The organism is Rhodoferax sp., assembly GCF_028689295.1.
In the GTDB taxonomy this organism is placed as follows: Bacteria; Pseudomonadota; Gammaproteobacteria; order Burkholderiales; family Burkholderiaceae_C; genus Rhodoferax.
Genome location: NZ_JAQTWL010000014.1, coordinates 47,885 through 64,470 on the forward strand (window position 1 = coordinate 47,885; position 16,586 = coordinate 64,470).

A 16,586-nucleotide genomic window follows, 5' to 3' on the forward strand; every position below is an offset into this window, starting at 1 on the left:
AAATGATTGGTGAATGGAACAATGGTACCGGCCGTCGCAAATCCAGCGTCGCCCGTGTTTTCCTGAAAAAAGGCTCCGGCCAAATCGTCGTGAACGGCAAAGACATTCAAAACTTCTTTGGCCGCGAAACCTCGATCATGATCTGCAAACAGCCCCTGATGCTGACCAACCACGCTGAAACCTTTGACATCATGGTCAATGTGGCAGGCGGCGGAGAGTCGGGCCAGGCTGGCGCCGTGCGCCACGGCATTACTCGCGCCCTGATCGACTACGACGCAACACTCAAGTCCGAGCTGAGCAAAGCTGGTTTTGTGACCCGTGATGCCCGTGAGGTAGAACGCAAGAAGGTCGGTTTGCACGGTGCCCGCCGTCGCAAACAGTTCAGCAAGCGTTAATTTTCGCTGCCAATCAAAAAACCGCCCGAATGCAAGTTCTGGCGGTTTTTTGCATCCTGATGGACGCTCCAACCGAAAAAATGCCCACACTGCAACCAGCGGCAAATAACGAATGATCCAAAACTTGATCAAATTACTGTAGCATTCACAAAATATAAATTAATGGAGAAATTCATGAGCGCTGTTGCCGAAGACATTCAAACCGACATGCCCGCCCCGATCCTGTTCACCGACAGTGCTGCCGCCAAGGTGGCCGACCTGATCGCCGAAGAAGGCAACCCCGACCTGAAACTGCGCGTGTTCGTGCAGGGCGGCGGATGTTCGGGCTTTCAATATGGTTTCACGTTCGATGAAATCACCAATGACGACGACACCACCATGACCAAAAATGGGGTGTCATTGCTGATCGATGCCATGAGCTACCAGTATCTGGTGGGCGCAGAGATTGATTACAAGGAAGACCTGCAAGGCGCGCAGTTTGTCATCAAGAACCCCAACGCCACCACCACCTGTGGTTGCGGTTCGAGCTTTTCAGCCTGATCAACCGCTTACCGCGGGTAAATCGCACCCAATACACGGGCACCTCGGGTGCCCGTGATGCTTTGCAGGTTCAGCGCTTCGCGCCGTGTGGTTTTGCGGGCCAGCCAGGCGAAGGCTACGGCCTCCACTTGCTGTGCTGGCAAGCCGTGTTCGTCTGATGGGCTGACAGCCAGGTCGGGCAGCAGCGCTTGCAGGCGCGCCATCAAGTGCGCGTTGAAGGCGCCGCCACCACAGACGATCAGTTGTTGACTGGCTGCCCCGAAGTTCTTGACGCATGTGGCACAGGTGTTGGCGGTCAATTCCGTTAACGTTGCTTGCACATCTGCTGGCGCCACATTGACACATCCAAAAAGTTGCCGCTCAAGCCACTCCCGGTTGAACAAATCACGCCCGGTGCTTTTGGGTGGGGGCAAAGCAAAAAATGGCTCTGCCAGCATGGCGCTCAACAGGTCGGGCTGTACCCGACCCGACTGCGCCCAGGCGCCATTGGCGTCGAAGGGCTGACCCAGCCGACGCAGACACCAGGCATCCATCAAGGCATTGCCGGGGCCGCAGTCAAAACCCAGCACATCATCGGCCAGGTTGGGGCCCAGCACGGTCAGGTTCGCCATGCCACCGATGTTGAGCACGGCGATCGTTTCGCCAGCTTTGCCAAAGACGGCCTGGTGAAAGACCGGCACCAGAGGCGCGCCCTGACCACCAGCGGCGACATCGCGGCTGCGGAAATCGGCCACCACGTCAATTTGTGTGAGTTCGGCCAGCAGTGCCGGGTTCGCCAGTTGCAGGGTGTAGCCGCTGCCATCGAATCGTTGCGGCTGGTGCCGCACGGTTTGTCCATGCGCACCGATGGCAGAGATATGAAAAGGCGCCACCGAGGCTTTGGAGAGCAGTTGCTCGACCACGCCGGCATAGATTCGCATCAAGGCGTTTGCTGCCAAGGCGGCTCGATGCAGTTCGTTGCCTCCTGGCAGGTTGAGCGTCAGCAGTTCCGCTTTCAGGTGTGGCGGGAGCGCTGCACTGGCGTGGCCGAGAACGGCAGGCACGGACGTGCTGAAGTCTGCCAAAACACCATCCACCCCGTCCAGCGAGGTGCCGGACATCAGGCCGATGAAGAGTTCAGCCACAGATGGCCTCCGGCAGCAGGATTATTGCGCGCTGGTGCCCCGCAGGCTGGCCGCGGCCGCCAAGGCGATTTTGGTTTGCTGTGCCACGCGTTCGAATACAGGCTTGGCGGAAGCCGCCACGGGGATGGTTTCGCTCTGTTGGGCAAATTTCATCGGGTCGTGCTGCACGCCATTGGCGCGGACTTCGAAGTGCAGATGCGGTCCGGTCGCCCAGCCCGTGGAACCGACCAGGCCAATGGTCTGGCCCTGGCTCACCGTGTCACCGCGGCGCACCAGCAATTTGCTCAAATGGGCATAAACCGTTTCGGTGTTGCCGCGATGCTTGATGAAAACAACATTGCCATAGCCGTTTTGAACGCCAGAAAATGTCACCACGCCGTCACCGACGGTGCGCGCGGGAGTGCCGGTCGTGGCGGCAAAGTCGGTTCCCAGATGGGCGCGCATTTGTTTCAGGATGGGATGAAAGCGCATTGAAAATCCGCTGCTGACACGCGAAAACTCAACCGGCGAGCTCAAGAAGGCGCGGCGCATGCTTTGGCCGTCGAGCGTGTAGTAGCCGCCTTTGCTGTTGCTCTGGCCCACTTGCAGCCTCTCAGCGGTTTGCCCCGCAGCCGGTTCCGCGAACCACATGGCCTGAAAAGCCTTGCCCGCGTTGACAAATTCGGCGCTGAGCACGCGCCCGGTGCGCAGCGGCTCGCTGTCGCCTTCGAGGGTTTCATAGACCACTGAAAAGCGGTCACCCTTGCGTAGCGATCGACGGAAGTCGATGTCGCCAGAAAAAATCTCGGCCAATTGCACGGCCACGGCATCGGGGATTTTGGCTTCATCGGTGGCGGCGAACAAGGTGCTTTGGATGGTGCCGCTGGCCAACTGACTGCTGGCGCGCAAGGCCGCAGTTTCCAGGTGCGAGGTGAAATTATTGCCGTTGCGCTCAATGACCAACCGCTGGAATTGGCCCTCCGTGTCAGCGCTCCAGCGGGCAGTGAGCTTGCTCAGACGCTGGTCAACCAGGGCTTCTGCGGTGACTTGGCGGCCGTTGCGGCCCAGCAAAATCTGCCGGGCATTGCTGTCACTGCGCAGGAAGGCGGCAGCCTCGGCATCATCCACTCCCAGACGCTTGAGCAGTGTGTCGGCAGTGTCATTGGTGCGGGTGGTGTCAGTGCGGTAGAGCACAAACACTGGGGATACATCATGGTTATAGTCGGTCATGACCAGTGGCTGCACGGATTCAATCATCTCGCGCACGGGCAAATCGGCAGCATCTGGTGCCAGTGATGCCACGGCGAAAGCGCCACCGCCACCGCCCAGCAGCAAGGCTGCCACGGTGGCAGCTACACGTTTGTGATGTTGTGTCAGCCAGCGGGCAGCAGCGTTTGAAAAAACCTGGCCGTTGACAATAAATTGGTTGATCAAAAGAGAATCCCGGATGAGGCTTGTCTGAAAGACACAACGGTTGTGAAAATATGAGCGGGGATGCCCACGTAAAATCACACGATGAAGCAAGGTTCGAGTATAAACCTTGCCCTTTCCGCCGCATCCAGAAAAACCCTTATGACACACGCCAAAACGCCAGAAATTATTGTGACCAATCGTGTGAAAGAGGCTTTGGCCGTGACGCTGCGCGGCTGCGAAGAGCTGATTCCCCAAGATGATTGGCTGAAAAAACTGGCGCGCTCGGAGGCCACCGGCACGCCGCTGCGCATCAAGCTGGGCCTGGATCCCACCGCGCCCGACATTCACATCGGCCACACGGTGGTGCTCAACAAAATGCGCCAGTTGCAGGATTTGGGGCACACAGTCATCTTTTTGATCGGCGACTTCACCACCCTGATCGGTGATCCGTCCGGGCGCAACACCACGCGACCACCGCTCACCCGCGAGCAAATCGAGGTCAACGCCCAAACCTATTACCGCCAGGCTTCGATGGTGCTGGATCCGTCCAAAACCGAGATTCGGTACAACAGCGAGTGGGGCGACACCCTGGGTTCGCGCGGCATGATCGAACTGGCAGCGCGCTATACCGTGGCGCGCATGATGGAGCGCAATGATTTTCACGACCGATTCCATGCCGGCACCCCGATCAGTGTGCATGAGTTCTTGTACCCGCTGATGCAGGGCTACGACAGCGTGGTGCTCAAGAGCGACCTGGAGCTTGGCGGCACCGACCAGAAATTCAACCTGCTGGTGGGTCGCCATCTGCAAGCCGAATACGGCCAGGAACCGCAGTGCATCCTGACCATGCCGCTGCTCGAAGGGCTGGACGGCATCGAGAAAATGTCCAAGAGCAAGAACAACTACATCGGCATTTCTGAAGACGCCAACACCATGTTTGCCAAGGTGCTGAGCATCTCCGATGTGCTGATGTGGCGCTGGTACACGCTGCTGAGTTTCAAGTCGGAGGCCGCCATTGCTGCGCTGAAGGCCGAAGTGGCCGCCGGGCGCAATCCCAAGGACGCCAAGGTGGCGCTGGCCAAGGAAATCACCGCGCGCTTTCACTCGGCGGCGGCGGCTGAAGCGGCCGAGCAAGACTTCATCAACCGCAGCAAGGGCGGCGTGCCCGATGAAATTGCCGAGCTGACGCTGCCGCTGGGCGACGGTGGCGGGCCTGTTGGCATTGCTGCGCTGCTCAAAATGGCGGGGCTGGCGGCCTCCAGCGGCGAAGGCAACCGGCTGATCGATGGCGGCGGCGTGCGGGTAGATTCAGGCGTGGTGAGCGACAAGGGCCTCAAGCTCGGTGCGGGAGCTTACGTGTTGCAAGTGGGCAAGCGCAAGTTTGCCCGCGTGACGCTGGCTTGATCGTCGCTCAGGCCACCCAGGCATGATGGCTTTGTTGCAGCGCGTGCGCCAGGCACGTGTCGAAGTGGCCGGCAGGGTCGTCGGCGAAATCGGTGCCGGTTTGCTGGTGCTGCTGTGCGCCGAGCGCGGTGACGGCAATGCGCAAAGCGAAAAGCTGCTGGCCAAAATTCTGAAATTGCGCATCTTCAGCGATGCGGCGGGCAAGATGAACCACAGCCTGCAAAACCTGGACGGTTCAGGGCAGATTGGCGGCCTGCTGGTGGTGAGCCAGTTCTCGCTGGCGGCCGATGCCTCGGGGGGCAACCGGCCCAGCTTTACTGCGGCGGCTGCACCCGAAGAAGGCAAGCGTTTATATGACTATTTTGTGGCGCAGGCGCGCTTGCTGCACCCGCTGGTGCAAACCGGCGAGTTTGCCGCTGACATGCAGGTGAGCTTGGTCAACGACGGGCCGGTGACGATCCCCTTGCGGGTGCTGCCGGCCGATGGCGCTCCGTCATAATCGCGCCCCATGCCGCTGGTTTTTGAACGTCCTTCATTGTCGCGTCGCCTCTCGCCCTGGTTTTCCGGGTTTGACGGACCGCTTGCGTTCGCCGTGTTCATGCTGGTGTGCGCGGGCTTGCTGACCATGTATTCCTCGGGCTACGACCACGGCACGCGCTTTGAGGACCATGCGCGCAACATGCTGATTGCCGGCTTTATCATGTTCGTGGTGGCCCAGGTGCCACCGCAGCGCCTGATGGCCTTGGCGGTACCGCTCTATATCTTGGGTGTCACGTTGCTGATTGCAGTGGCGGTATTTGGCATCACCAAAAAAGGTGCCCGGCGCTGGCTCAACCTGGGCATGACGATTCAGCCCAGTGAAATCCTCAAAATCGCCATGCCACTGATGCTGGCCTGGTGGTTCCAGAAGCGCGAAGGCCAGTTGCGGCCGCTTGACTTTCTGGTGGCCGGCTTGTTGCTGGCGCTGCCCGTGGGCCTGATCATGAAACAGCCCGATTTGGGCACATCGCTGCTGGTGCTGGCGGCGGGCTTGTCGGTGATCTTTTTTGCCGGCTTGAGCTGGAAGCTGGTGGCGCCACCCCTGTTTCTGGGCTTGCTTGGCATCACGCTGCTGATGATGTTCGAACCCGAGTTGTGCGCCGACGGCGTCAGTTGGCCCCTGTTGCGCGAGTACCAGCAGCAGCGCGTGTGCACGCTGCTTGACCCCGGGCGCGACCCGCTGGGCAAGGGTTTTCACATCATCCAGGGCATGATTGCTATCGGCTCCGGCGGGGTTTGGGGCAAGGGCTTCATGCAGGGCACGCAAACCCATCTGGAATTCATTCCGGAGCGCACCACCGACTTCATTTTTGCGGCATTTTCGGAAGAGTTCGGTCTGATTGGCAATCTGCTGTTGATCGCTGCTTTTCTCTTTCTTGTGCTGCGCGCGCTGGTGATCGCCTTGGAGGCGCCCACCATGTTCACGCGGTTGCTGGCCGGCGCCATGGCGATGATTTTCTTTTGCTACGCGTTTGTGAACATGGGCATGGTCAGCGGCATTTTGCCGGTGGTGGGCGTGCCACTGCCTTTCATCAGTTACGGCGGCACAGCCATGGTCACGCTGGGGCTGGGCTTGGGCATATTGATGTCGATCGCCAAATCCAAACGGCTGGTGCAGTCCTGATACTCTGCGGGACAGACCAAGATTTGCACGGCAAATTTGCTCTGTCCTCAAGTGATTGAGATTTCCCTTTTCCTCAACATTTTTTCGGATGCTGGCTGTTACCGCATGGTTAAAGTGGTTGAGTCTCACGCTGAACATGCTCTTTTGACCCCAAGCCCTAAAATCGCTCGATGATTTCACGCGAACCCACCCTTGAACGCTTAAGCGTTGCCAAATCCCTGCTGCTCACCCCTTTTGGGCTGGACGAATCGCACCTGGCCCGGGCGCTTGCCGAGATCAAGGCGCACAAGGTGGATGAGGCTGACCTGTACTTTCAATACACCCGCTCGGAGGGCTGGAGCCTGGAAGAAGGCATCGTCAAAACCGGTTCGTTTTCCATTGACCAGGGTGTGGGTGTTCGCGCTGTTAGTGGTGAAAAAACTGCCTTTGCCTATTCCGACGACATCTCGGAGGCCTCGTTGCTGGATGCCGCCCGCACGGTGCGCTCCATCTCGACAGTGGCCCAGTCCGGGCGCTTGAAGGTGGCGACCAAAAAAATTGCATCTTCGCGCTCCCTGTACAACGGACTGGACCCGATTGCCAGCCTGGACAGCACGGCCAAGGTCAAACTGCTGGAAAAAGTGGAGCAGTTGGCGCGCGCCAAGGATCCGCGCGTGGCGCAGGTCATGGCCGGTCTGGCTGCCGAATACGACGTGGTGCTGGTTGCGCGTGCCGACGGCACCCTGGCTGCCGACGTGAGACCGCTGGTGCGTTTGAGCGTGACCGTGATCACCGAACAAAAAGGCCGCCGTGAAGTCGGTTCGGCCGGTGGCGGCGGCCGTTTTGGCTTCGCCTATTTTGATGATGCGCTGATTGGCCAGTATGTCGATGAAGCTGTTTCGGCGGCGCTCACCAACTTGGAAGCGCGCCCGGCCCCGGCCGGTGAAATGACGGTGGTGCTAGGTTCTGGCTGGCCTGGCATATTGTTGCACGAAGCGATTGGCCATGGTTTGGAGGGTGACTTCAACCGCAAGGGGTCGAGCGCCTTCAGCGGCCGCATCGGCCAGCGCGTGGCGGCCAAGGGTGTCACAGTGCTGGACGACGGCACCATCAGCGACCGCCGTGGCTCGCTCAATGTTGACGACGAGGGCAATGCCAGTGGCCGCAATGTGCTGATCGAGGACGGCATTCTCAAAGGCTACATCCAGGACGCCATGAATGCCCGCCTGATGGGGGTCAATCCGACGGGTAACGGCCGCCGCGAGAGCTACGCTCATGTGCCGATTCCGCGCATGACCAACACCTATATGCTTGGCGGTGACAAGAGCCCGGAAGAAATTGTGGCCAGCATCAAAAAAGGCCTGTACGCCACCAACTTTGGCGGTGGCCAGGTGGACATCACTTCGGGAAAATTCGTCTTCTCGGCCAGCCAGGCCTACTGGGTTGAGAACGGTAGGATTCTGTACCCAGTTAAAGGCGCCACGCTGGTGGGCAGCGGGCCGGAAGTTCTCAAGCGCGTCAGCATGATCGGCAACGACATGAAGCTCGACAGCGGCGTCGGTACCTGTGGCAAGGAAGGCCAGAGCGTGCCGGTGGGTGTGGGTCAGCCCACGCTGCGGATTGATGGCCTGACGGTGGGCGGAACGGCCTGAGGCAACTGTGCTACATTCCACACCCATGAAGTCAGTTACTTTTTTCTTTGGCTATTTTTGGTTCTCAAGCGCCGCCGGCGGTAGAGAGTTCTGAACGTAGCTGATCCAAACGTCCTGATCTCCCAAAAACCGCCGGCAACCCCGGCGGTTTTTTTATGCGTTTTTGTTTTCAACCCTGTGAGAAAGCTTTTCATGACTGCCAAAGCCACTGTTGTCGCTGTTCAAGATGCCTGGGGCACCAATGCGCTGAGCCCCGCCACTGACCGCACCGGTCAGACCGATAACCAACGCATCAAGGACATCACCGTGCTACCACCGCCAGAGCATCTGATCCGTTTTTTCCCGATCCAGGGCACTCCGGTTGAGAAGATGATCAGCGTTACCCGGCACAACATCCACCAGATCATCGCGGGCAAGGACGACCGCTTGCTCGTCATTATCGGCCCGTGCTCGATCCACGATCCGGCGGCGGCCATCGAGTACGCCCGCCGCCTCAAGGAGCAGCGTGACAAATACGCCGACACGCTGGAAATTGTGATGCGGGTGTATTTTGAGAAGCCACGCACCACGGTCGGCTGGAAAGGCCTCATCAATGATCCGTATCTGGACGAGTCGTTCCGCATCGACGAAGGCCTGCGCATTGCCCGGCAACTGCTGATCGAGATCAACCGGCTGGGTTTGCCCGCTGGCAGCGAATTCCTGGATGTGATCTCGCCTCAATACCTGGGTGATCTGATTTCCTGGGGCGCCATTGGCGCCCGCACCACCGAGAGCCAAGTGCACAGAGAACTCGCTTCCGGCCTGTCGGCACCGATCGGCTTCAAGAACGGCACCGATGGCAACATCAAAATCGCCACCGACGCGATTCAGGCTGCAGCCGGTGGTCACCACTTTTTGTCGGTGCACAAAAGTGGCCGGGTGGCGATTGTGCAAACCAACGGCAACAAGGATTGCCATGTGATTTTGCGCGGCGGCAAGGCGCCCAACTACGACGCAGCCAACGTGGCGGCGGCTTGCGCCGAACTGGAGAAAGCTAGGCTGTCTGCGACCCTGATGGTGGACTGCAGCCACGCCAACAGCAGCAAGCAGCATGAAAAACAGCTCGATGTGGCGCGCAACATTGCCACCCAGATTGCGACGGGCTCGCATCAGGTGTTTGGCGTCATGGTAGAGAGCCATCTCAACGCGGGCGCACAGAAGTTCACGCCGGGCAAAGACAAGGCCGACAAGCTCGAATACGGCAAGAGCATCACTGATGCTTGTCTGGGCTGGGACGATTCGCTGGCATGCTTGGATGCTCTGTCACAGGCGGTGTTGGCACGACGCGGGCGTTAAGTAAACAGAGGTCTTTGGCCTCTGAAACCGTCTGAAAAGCGCTTGCGGCTATTTGTTTTGTAGCGCCTGCAACAGCTTGGCATGGACCCCGCCAAAACTGCCATTGCTCATGCACAGGATGTGGTCGCCGCCACGGGCCGCCCGGCTGACCTGCGCCACCAGCGCCTCGATGTTGTCCATCACCATCGCGCGCCCGGCCATGGGCGCCAGCGCTTCGGTGGCATCCCAACCCAAGCCGCCGCTGTGGCAAAAAGCCAGGTCGGCGTTTTCCAGGCTCCACGGTAGTTGCGCTTTCATGGTGCCGAGTTTCATGGTGTTGGAGCGCGGCTCGAATACCGCCAGGATACGTTCGCCCGCCGTAAGCGTGCGGCGCAGACCATCGACCGTGGTGCGAATGGCAGTGGGGTGGTGGGCAAAGTCGTCATAAACCGTGATGTTGCCGCTGGCGGTCTTGACGGTACCGCGCAGTTCCATGCGCCGTTTCACGTTCTCGAAGCCGCCGAGTGCCTGTGTTGCCATCTTTGGAGAAACGCCGACATGTTCGGCAGCGGCGATGGCGGCCAGCGCGTTGAGCTGGTTGTGGATGCCGGTCAATGACCAGGTCACGCGACCGACCACCTGGCCTTGTTGCAGGACATCAAAATTGCTCGCCTCGCCCTGTGCCGTGAAGTCGCTGACCGCCGCGCCGAAGCTGCGCACTTCACTCCAGCAACCCATGTGCAGCACGTTCGCCAGGCTTTCCTCCAGCCCATTGACCACAATTCGGCCGCTGCCGTGTGCGCCGGTGCCAGGCACGGTGCGAATCAGGTGATGAAACTGGCGCTCGATAGCCGCCAGATCGTCAAAAATGTCGGCGTGATCGAACTCCAGATTGTTCAAAACGGCAGTGCGCGGCCGGTAATGCACGAACTTGCTGCGTTTGTCAAAAAAAGCGGTGTCGTATTCATCGGCCTCGATGACAAAGGCCTTGCCCTGGCCTAGCCGGGCCGAGACACCAAAGTTGAGCGGCACGCCACCGACCAGAAAGCCGGGCTGGAGGCCGGCGGCCTCCAGTAGCCAGCTGGTCATGGCCGTGGTTGTGGTTTTTCCATGGGTGCCGGCAATGGCGATCACATGGCGGCCTTGCAGCACATGCTCCGCCAGCCACTGCGGTCCGCTGGTATAGGGCAGGCCGGCGTCGAGAATGGCTTCCATCAAGGGGAATTTGGCTGCGCCATCGCTCAGGTGCGCACGGCTGACCACATTGCCAACGACAAACATGTCGGGTTTGAGTGCCAGTTGATCGGCGCCATAGCCCTCTAACAGTTCAATGCCAAGGGCGCGCAGCTGGTCGCTCATGGGCGGGTAAACACCTGCGTCGCAGCCGGTCACCTTGTGGCCCGCTTCGCGCGCCAAAGCGGCAACTCCTCCCATGAAGGTGCCGCAAATGCCAAGGATGTGAATGTGCATGCGTTGATTTTAGGCGGGTCGGCAAGTCGCTGCGGGTGGATTCACTAGGCATGCCAGGTGAAGGTGATTCAGGGCAAAATGCAACTTGTATGACCGATGAACAACACGAGATCGCTGCCCAAGCTGCGCGCTGGGTGGTGGAAGAAGGCCTGGAGTATGGTGCTGCCAAACGTCGCGCAGCCAAGCTGTTGGGGTTGAGCGGGCGCGGCGCGCTGCCTTCCAATGAGCTATTGGAGGAGGTGGTGAGGGATTACATCGCGGTGTTTTGCGCGGACACCCAGCCGTTGGAACTGATGGCGCTAAGGCGCCTGGCGCTGATCTGGATGGAGCGCTTGAGCGAATTCCGGCCCCATCTTGGGGGCGCGGTCTGGCACGGTACCGCCACTAAAAACTCGGATATCTATTTGCAGTTGTTTTGTGACGATAGCAAGTCGGCCGAAATTGCATTGATAGACCAGAATGTGCGGTATGTGCCGCGCACGGTCACGGGTTTTACCGGCGAGTCGGTAGAGGCCTTAAGCGTGCATGCTTTTTGTGCTGAATTGAACCAGGATATTGGGGTGCATTTGATGATTTATGACTTTGATGATGTGCGCGGCGCGCTAAGAGTGGATGCCCATGGGCGGTCGCCGCGCGGCGATACCCGTGCCTTGCGGCGTTTGTTATTCCAGGAGTCCTCTTGAGCTCATCCCGGCGCGGCTGGTTGGCGGCTGCGGCGGGCATGGGGCTGGCTGGTGTCGGCGCTGGCCTGGCTTGGCGCACCTCCAGGCGCCAGGCACAATCCCTGTCAGAGGCGGAGCACATCTTTTGGCAGCATCAATTTGCCCAGTTGGACGGCGTCATGCTGGCTGCGAGCGCATTCAAAGGCAAGCCCCTGCTGCTGAATTTCTGGGCCACATGGTGCCCGCCTTGCATCGAAGAGTTGCCGTTAATTGACAGCTTTTTTCTTCAAAATAAATCAAAAGGCTGGCAAGTGCTGGCATTGGCGGTGGATCAAGCCGTTCCCGTATCGCGTTTTCTGATGCAATCTCCGCTGTCTTTTCAGGTGGCTTTGGCAGGGTTTCCCGGAATCGAGGTCAGCAAGTCGCTCGGAAATGTCACTGGTGCTTTGCCCTTTACCGTGGTATTTTCTTCTGTCGGCAACGTGTTGCACCGTAAAATGGGCAAGCTGACAGGCGATGACCTACGCACCTGGGAGCGCTTGTCAGTTTGAATGATTTATTAAAGAAAATATAAAATAAAGCATAGTTAGCTTGTTTTAATGAAAATTATTGTGATTTCATTCAAATCCAAGTGAATTTCAGTTGACTGTTACTTCCCTTTCGTTGGAGACCCCATGGACCTCAGAAAACTCAAAACCTTGATCGATCTGGTATCGGAATCAAACGTCTCCGAACTAGAAATCACCGAAGCTGAAGGCAAGATCCGCATCGTCAAAGGCGGTGGTGCGATGGTCCAGAACTTCATGCCCGTGAGCCAGTCGGTGCCCCATGCGCAGCCGGTTGCGCAGGCTGCTGCTGCCGTCGTGGCTGTGGCACCGGTCGAGACGGGGCATACCGTCAAGTCGCCAATGGTTGGCACGTTTTATCGGTCAGCCTCTCCGGGCGCCAAGTCTTTTGTTGAAATCGGCGATGTTGTCAACGAGGGCGACACCCTGTGCATCATTGAGGCCATGAAAATACTGAACGAAATCGAGTGCGACAAGGCTGGCACGGTACGAAAAATCTTGGCCGACAACGGGCAGGCCGTGGAATACGGCCAGCCTTTGTTCATCATCGACTAAGCTCAGGCGCCATCCATGTTTAAAAAAATTCTGGTTGCCAATCGTGGCGAAATTGCCTTGCGGATCCAGCGCGCCTGCCGTGAGCTGGGAGTCAGAGCCGTCATGGTGTACTCGGAGGCTGATCGCGAGGCTAAGTACGTCAAGCTGGCGGAAGAGGCGGTGTGCATCGGGCCGGCTTCCTCGGCTTTGAGCTACCTTAACATGCCAGCCATTATTTCGGCCGCCGAGGTGACTGACGCCGAGGCCATTCACCCGGGCTACGGATTTTTGAGCGAAAACGCGGACTTTGCCGAGCGGGTCGAGCGCAGTGGCTTCCAGTTTATCGGCCCCACGCCGGAGTCGATCCGCATCATGGGTGACAAGGTGTCGGCCAAGCAGGCCATGATCAAGGCAGGCGTGCCCTGTGTGCCGGGCTCGGAGGGAGAGTTGCCCGACGATCCGGTGCAGGTCAAACGCATTGCCAAAATGGTCGGGTATCCCGTCATCATCAAGGCCGCAGGGGGCGGCGGCGGTCGTGGCATGCGCGTGGTGCACACCGAGGCGGCGCTGATCAATGCGGTGGCCATGACAAAAAACGAAGCGGGTGCCGCCTTTGGCAACCCGGCGGTGTATCTGGAAAAGTTTTTGCAGAATCCACGCCATGTTGAAATCCAGATCCTGGCGGACAAATACAAGAATGCGGTGTATCTGGGTGAACGCGATTGCTCCATGCAGCGTCGCCACCAGAAGGTCATCGAAGAGGCGCCCGCACCCGGCATTCCCCGCAAGCTGATTGAGCGTGTGGGAGACCGTTGCGTGGCGGCCTGCAAAAAGATCGGTTACCGGGGTGCCGGCACGTTTGAGTTTTTGTACGAAGACGGCAATTTTTATTTCATCGAGATGAACACGCGGGTGCAAGTGGAACATCCTGTAACCGAGATGACCACCGGCATTGACATTGTCAAGACCCAGATCATGGTCGCGGCAGGTGAGAAGCTGCCGTTCACGCAGCGCCAGATCCAGATTCGTGGTCACGCCATTGAGTGCCGACTGAACGCCGAAGACGCTTACAAGTGCATTCCCTCACCCGGGCGTATCACCATGTGGCATCCGCCGGGCGGCCCGGGTGTGCGGGTGGATTCGCACGTCTATACCAATTATTTTGTGCCCCCAAATTACGATTCGATGATCGGCAAGATCATCGTGCATGGCGATACCCGCGAGCAGGCCTTGGCGCGCATGCGCACCGCTTTGGGCGAAACGGTGATCGAGGGCATCAACACCAATGTGGCCCTGCACCGTGAGTTGATGGTCGATGCCAAATTCATGGAAGGCGGCACCAATATCCATTATCTTGAGGGTTGGCTTGCTGACCATGTACGCTGAGCCTGGGCTGTGATGTTTGAACTACGATTGATGTGCCCCGAGCACCAGGTTGAAGCGCTGAGCGAAGCGCTTGACGCGCTCGATGCCCTGAGCGTCAGCGTGGAAGATGCCGATGCCCAGACCGATGCCGAGCAGGCGCTATTTGGCGAGCCGGGCATGCCACCCCCCAAAGAGGGCTGGCAACGCTCCAGGGTGCTCGCCTTGTATGACAGCCGTGAACAAGCCACTGACGCGCTGGCGTTGTTACAGGCGCAGGATTTCTTTGCCGAATGCGAGGTGTTGGGTTTGCCGGAGGTGCCTGAACAGGACTGGGTGCGTTTGACGCAATCACAGTTTGCCCCGGTGGAGATCACGCCAGAATTCTGGATTGTGCCAACCTGGCATGAGCCGCCTGCACAGGCGCGTATCGTGATCCGTCTGGACCCCGGTCTGGCCTTTGGCACCGGCACCCATCCCACCACGCGCATGTGCTTGCGCTGGATTGCCAGTCATGGCAGTGCCGCCCTTAACCGGGTGTTGGACTACGGCTGTGGTTCCGGCATCCTGGCCATTGGTGCGGCCAAGTTTGGCGCCGCGGACATCGATGCGGTGGACATCGACCCGGCGGCAGTCGAGTCCACGCTGCTCAACGCCCAAGCCAACCATGTGCTTGTGCGCGCCGGTTTGCCAGAAAGCGCCAGCGGCGTTTATCAGGCCGTGCTGGCCAATATCCTGGCAACGCCCTTGAAGGTGCTGGCACCGCTGCTGTGGTCGCGCGTGGCGCCTGGTGGGGCGCTGGTGCTGGCAGGTATTTTGGAGCGTCAGGCCGAAGAACTGCAGGCTGCCTACGCGCCCTACTGCAAGCTGACGGTGGCCGATACCGAGGACGGCTGGATATTGATGACTGCGATGCGTTGAGGCCGACTGGCCGAACGGCTGATAAATTTCAACTGCCATGAGCTTGATCGCCCGCTGCCCCGCTTGCCAGACCTGGTACAAGGTGGTGCCAGACCAGCTGCGTATTTCGGGTGGCTGGGTTCGTTGCGGCACGTGTGGTGAGATTTTTGATGTCTCGCAACAGTTGATCGAGGCTGATTCAGAACTGCCTGCCGATCTAGCGTCAACGGATGCACGGGAATTCCTGCTTCAGCCGGTGGCGGCTGACCTTGCTTTGCGTGATTCATCGACGCGGTTAGCGGAGCCGGTGACGGTTGAGTCTCGGTCTTCTTATGGGGACGAGGCGCCAGCGATGCCTCCGGCCACCGAGGATTTTCGCCCCGATGTGGAGCCCGATGTGCGGCCTGAAGAGTCTTGGGATTCGGCGGCCTTGCTCATCAAGCCCTCGATGGAGATTGAAGCCGAAGCCGCTCCGGAAAGTGTCTATGAACCCGAGCCTGAAGTCCCAGAGCCAGTTGCCGCTGCACCCGTGCCGGTTACGGAGCCTGTTTCATTCATGCGCGCAGTTGTTGTTCGCCCGGACCTGCATCAACATGGCAAGCGCTTGCTGTGGGGTGTGCTCTGTGTCCTTTTGTTGCTTGGCTTGTTGGTGCAGGGCATGTACCGTGAGCGCGACCAGTGGGCAACTTTGAAGCCTGAAATCAAGCCAGTCTTACAGACATTTTGTAAGGTCCTGGGTTGCCGCATCTCGCCCGTGCAACGCATTGAAGCCTTGATACTTGATTCAGCCACCTTCCACCAAGTGGACCAGGAGACGTTTCAGTTGCATTTGGTCGTGAAAAACAAGACGCAACTTGCATTGGCGTTGCCAGCGGTTGAGTTAACGCTGACAGACCTGACAGATCAGCCGGTCATGCGGCGCGTGTTATTACCGGCCGAATTGGGTGCCAAGTCAGACACGGTAGCTGCGGTTGGCGAATGGTCTGCCATGGCGAACTTGCGTGTCAAGGCGGATACGGCGCAGCCTAGCGCACTGGGCTATCGGTTGCTGCTTTTTTACCCGTAAAAAAGCCCGCTGCGGTTTGGGCAACGGGCTGGCGCATTTGCCGTACGGTTTGATCAGGGCTTCGATCCAGAAGGAAAAGGCCAGGCTGCTTGGGGGTTGAGCTTGGTCTTCGCGGCTGGAGCGGCCGGAGCTTTGGCGGGTTTTTTTGCAGCTGGTTTGGCAACTGCTTTTTTGGCTGGTGTTGCAGCCTTTTTAGCCGGTGCAGCCTTCTTGGCCGGTGCAGCCTTTTTAGCCGGTGCAGCCTTTTTAGCCGGTGCAGCCTTTTTAGCCGGTGCAGCCTTCTTGGCCGGTGCAGCCTTCTTGGCCGGTGCAGCCTTCTTGGCCGGTGCAGCCTTCTTGGCCGGTGCAGCCTTCTTGGCCGGTGCAGCCTTCTTGGCCGGTGCAGCCTTCTTGGCCGGTGCAGCCTTCTTAGCCGGTGCAGCCTTCTTAGCCGGTGCAGCCTTCTTAGCCGGTGCAGCCTTCTTAGCCGGTGCAGCCTTCTTAGCCGGTGCAGCAGGTTTCGCTACGGGTTTGGCGGCAGGTTTCGCGGCCGGTTTTTTTGCAGTTGCCATTTCTATCTCCTT

The 16,586-nt window shown here is 59.0% G+C and carries 17 protein-coding genes; 13 read left to right on the top strand and 4 right to left on the bottom strand.

The genetic code is table 11. The annotated features are described in order from the left end of the window. The first annotated feature begins 2 nt into the window (after positions 1-2). Both rpsI and erpA read left to right on the top strand, forming a co-directional pair. Positions 3-395 (top strand): 30S ribosomal protein S9, encoded by a 393-nt coding sequence (gene rpsI, locus PHF15_RS12270; protein WP_300121472.1) that lies wholly within the window; start codon positions 3-5, stop codon positions 393-395. Between the two features lie 174 nt (positions 396-569). Further along, positions 570-935 carry an iron-sulfur cluster insertion protein ErpA gene (gene erpA / locus PHF15_RS12275; protein ID WP_300121473.1) on the top strand — a complete coding sequence of 122 codons (366 nt, stop codon included), beginning with the start codon at positions 570-572 and terminating at the stop codon, positions 933-935. An 8-nt stretch (positions 936-943) separates the two neighbouring features. Here erpA and PHF15_RS12280 read toward each other — a convergent pair whose 3' ends face one another. Both PHF15_RS12280 and PHF15_RS12285 read right to left on the bottom strand, forming a co-directional pair. Beyond that, positions 944-2,059 carry an anhydro-N-acetylmuramic acid kinase gene (locus PHF15_RS12280; RefSeq protein WP_300121474.1) on the bottom strand — a complete coding sequence of 372 codons (1,116 nt, stop codon included), beginning with the start codon at positions 2,057-2,059 and terminating at the stop codon, positions 944-946. 21 nt (positions 2,060-2,080) lie between these two features. After that, positions 2,081-3,469 (bottom strand): M23 family metallopeptidase, encoded by a 1,389-nt coding sequence (locus PHF15_RS12285; RefSeq protein WP_300121544.1) that lies wholly within the window; start codon positions 3,467-3,469, stop codon positions 2,081-2,083. Positions 3,470-3,610: 141 nt separating this feature from the next. On the opposite strand from PHF15_RS12285, the gene tyrS reads away from it, so the two are divergent. The 5 genes from tyrS to PHF15_RS12310 all read left to right on the top strand — a co-directional run bounded on the left by tyrS (position 3,611) and on the right by PHF15_RS12310 (position 9,484). Continuing rightward, on the top strand, positions 3,611-4,855 hold the full coding sequence (gene tyrS / locus PHF15_RS12290) for a tyrosine--tRNA ligase (RefSeq protein ID WP_300121475.1): 1,245 nt from the start codon (positions 3,611-3,613) through the stop codon (positions 4,853-4,855). 22 nt (positions 4,856-4,877) lie between these two features. Beyond that, positions 4,878-5,354 carry a D-aminoacyl-tRNA deacylase gene (gene dtd, locus PHF15_RS12295; RefSeq protein WP_300121476.1) on the top strand — a complete coding sequence of 159 codons (477 nt, stop codon included), beginning with the start codon at positions 4,878-4,880 and terminating at the stop codon, positions 5,352-5,354. 9 nt (positions 5,355-5,363) lie between these two features. Continuing rightward, positions 5,364-6,518: a rod shape-determining protein RodA gene (gene rodA, locus PHF15_RS12300; RefSeq protein ID WP_300121477.1), complete on the top strand. Its 1,155-nt coding sequence runs from the start codon at positions 5,364-5,366 to the stop codon at positions 6,516-6,518. A gap of 170 nt (positions 6,519-6,688) precedes the next feature. Then, on the top strand, positions 6,689-8,149 hold the full coding sequence (tldD, locus tag PHF15_RS12305) for a metalloprotease TldD (RefSeq protein ID WP_300121479.1): 1,461 nt from the start codon (positions 6,689-6,691) through the stop codon (positions 8,147-8,149). Positions 8,150-8,341: 192 nt separating this feature from the next. Further along, positions 8,342-9,484, top strand: a complete 1,143-nt coding sequence (locus tag PHF15_RS12310) for a 3-deoxy-7-phosphoheptulonate synthase (RefSeq protein ID WP_300121480.1) — start codon at positions 8,342-8,344, stop codon at positions 9,482-9,484. 48 nt (positions 9,485-9,532) lie between these two features. On the opposite strand, the gene mpl is transcribed toward PHF15_RS12310, so the two are convergent. Further along, entirely contained in the window at positions 9,533-10,933 is a 1,401-nt protein-coding gene (gene mpl / locus PHF15_RS12315) for a UDP-N-acetylmuramate:L-alanyl-gamma-D-glutamyl-meso-diaminopimelate ligase (RefSeq protein ID WP_300121481.1), read from the bottom strand. A gap of 89 nt (positions 10,934-11,022) precedes the next feature. Between mpl and PHF15_RS12320 the strand changes: the two genes are divergently transcribed. From PHF15_RS12320 to PHF15_RS12345, 6 genes are all read left to right on the top strand, one after another. Beyond that, positions 11,023-11,616, top strand: a complete 594-nt coding sequence (locus tag PHF15_RS12320) for a hypothetical protein (RefSeq protein WP_300121482.1) — start codon at positions 11,023-11,025, stop codon at positions 11,614-11,616. Continuing rightward, the gene (locus PHF15_RS12325; protein ID WP_300121484.1) at positions 11,613-12,146 is read left to right on the top strand and encodes a TlpA disulfide reductase family protein; all 534 of its coding nucleotides are present in this window, start codon (positions 11,613-11,615) and stop codon (positions 12,144-12,146) included. Before PHF15_RS12320 ends, PHF15_RS12325 begins: the two co-directional genes overlap by 4 nt. A gap of 123 nt (positions 12,147-12,269) precedes the next feature. Beyond that, positions 12,270-12,716 (top strand): acetyl-CoA carboxylase biotin carboxyl carrier protein, encoded by a 447-nt coding sequence (gene accB / locus PHF15_RS12330; protein ID WP_300121486.1) that lies wholly within the window; start codon positions 12,270-12,272, stop codon positions 12,714-12,716. Between the two features lie 15 nt (positions 12,717-12,731). Further along, positions 12,732-14,081: an acetyl-CoA carboxylase biotin carboxylase subunit gene (accC, locus tag PHF15_RS12335; RefSeq protein WP_300121488.1), complete on the top strand. Its 1,350-nt coding sequence runs from the start codon at positions 12,732-12,734 to the stop codon at positions 14,079-14,081. Positions 14,082-14,093: 12 nt separating this feature from the next. Next, positions 14,094-14,978 carry a 50S ribosomal protein L11 methyltransferase gene (gene prmA, locus PHF15_RS12340; protein WP_300121490.1) on the top strand — a complete coding sequence of 295 codons (885 nt, stop codon included), beginning with the start codon at positions 14,094-14,096 and terminating at the stop codon, positions 14,976-14,978. Between the two features lie 37 nt (positions 14,979-15,015). Then, the gene (locus PHF15_RS12345; protein WP_300121492.1) at positions 15,016-16,023 is read left to right on the top strand and encodes a zinc-ribbon and DUF3426 domain-containing protein; all 1,008 of its coding nucleotides are present in this window, start codon (positions 15,016-15,018) and stop codon (positions 16,021-16,023) included. A 53-nt stretch (positions 16,024-16,076) separates the two neighbouring features. Here the strand turns inward: PHF15_RS12345 and PHF15_RS12350 are convergent, their stop codons facing one another. Then, positions 16,077-16,574, bottom strand: a complete 498-nt coding sequence (locus PHF15_RS12350; RefSeq protein ID WP_300121494.1) for a histone — start codon at positions 16,572-16,574, stop codon at positions 16,077-16,079. Positions 16,575-16,586 lie beyond the last annotated feature (12 nt).

Excerpts from the sequence above, each read along its gene's own strand:
- dtd (WP_300121476.1), top strand. The coding sequence starts at position 4,878 with ATGATGGCTTTGTTGCAGCGCGTGCGCCAGGCACGTGTCGAAGTGGCC.
- rpsI (WP_300121472.1), top strand. The coding sequence starts at position 3 with ATGATTGGTGAATGGAACAATGGTACCGGCCGTCGCAAATCCAGCGTC.
- PHF15_RS12320 (WP_300121482.1), top strand. The coding sequence starts at position 11,023 with ATGACCGATGAACAACACGAGATCGCTGCCCAAGCTGCGCGCTGGGTG.
- PHF15_RS12345 (WP_300121492.1), top strand. The coding sequence starts at position 15,016 with ATGAGCTTGATCGCCCGCTGCCCCGCTTGCCAGACCTGGTACAAGGTG.
- mpl (WP_300121481.1), bottom strand. The coding sequence starts at position 10,933 with ATGCACATTCACATCCTTGGCATTTGCGGCACCTTCATGGGAGGAGTT.
- accB (WP_300121486.1), top strand. The coding sequence starts at position 12,270 with ATGGACCTCAGAAAACTCAAAACCTTGATCGATCTGGTATCGGAATCA.
- tldD (WP_300121479.1), top strand. The coding sequence starts at position 6,689 with ATGATTTCACGCGAACCCACCCTTGAACGCTTAAGCGTTGCCAAATCC.
- prmA (WP_300121490.1), top strand. The coding sequence starts at position 14,094 with ATGTTTGAACTACGATTGATGTGCCCCGAGCACCAGGTTGAAGCGCTG.
- rodA (WP_300121477.1), top strand. The coding sequence starts at position 5,364 with ATGCCGCTGGTTTTTGAACGTCCTTCATTGTCGCGTCGCCTCTCGCCC.
- PHF15_RS12310 (WP_300121480.1), top strand. The coding sequence starts at position 8,342 with ATGACTGCCAAAGCCACTGTTGTCGCTGTTCAAGATGCCTGGGGCACC.
- accC (WP_300121488.1), top strand. The coding sequence starts at position 12,732 with ATGTTTAAAAAAATTCTGGTTGCCAATCGTGGCGAAATTGCCTTGCGG.
- tyrS (WP_300121475.1), top strand. The coding sequence starts at position 3,611 with ATGACACACGCCAAAACGCCAGAAATTATTGTGACCAATCGTGTGAAA.
- PHF15_RS12350 (WP_300121494.1), bottom strand. The coding sequence starts at position 16,574 with ATGGCAACTGCAAAAAAACCGGCCGCGAAACCTGCCGCCAAACCCGTA.
- erpA (WP_300121473.1), top strand. The coding sequence starts at position 570 with ATGAGCGCTGTTGCCGAAGACATTCAAACCGACATGCCCGCCCCGATC.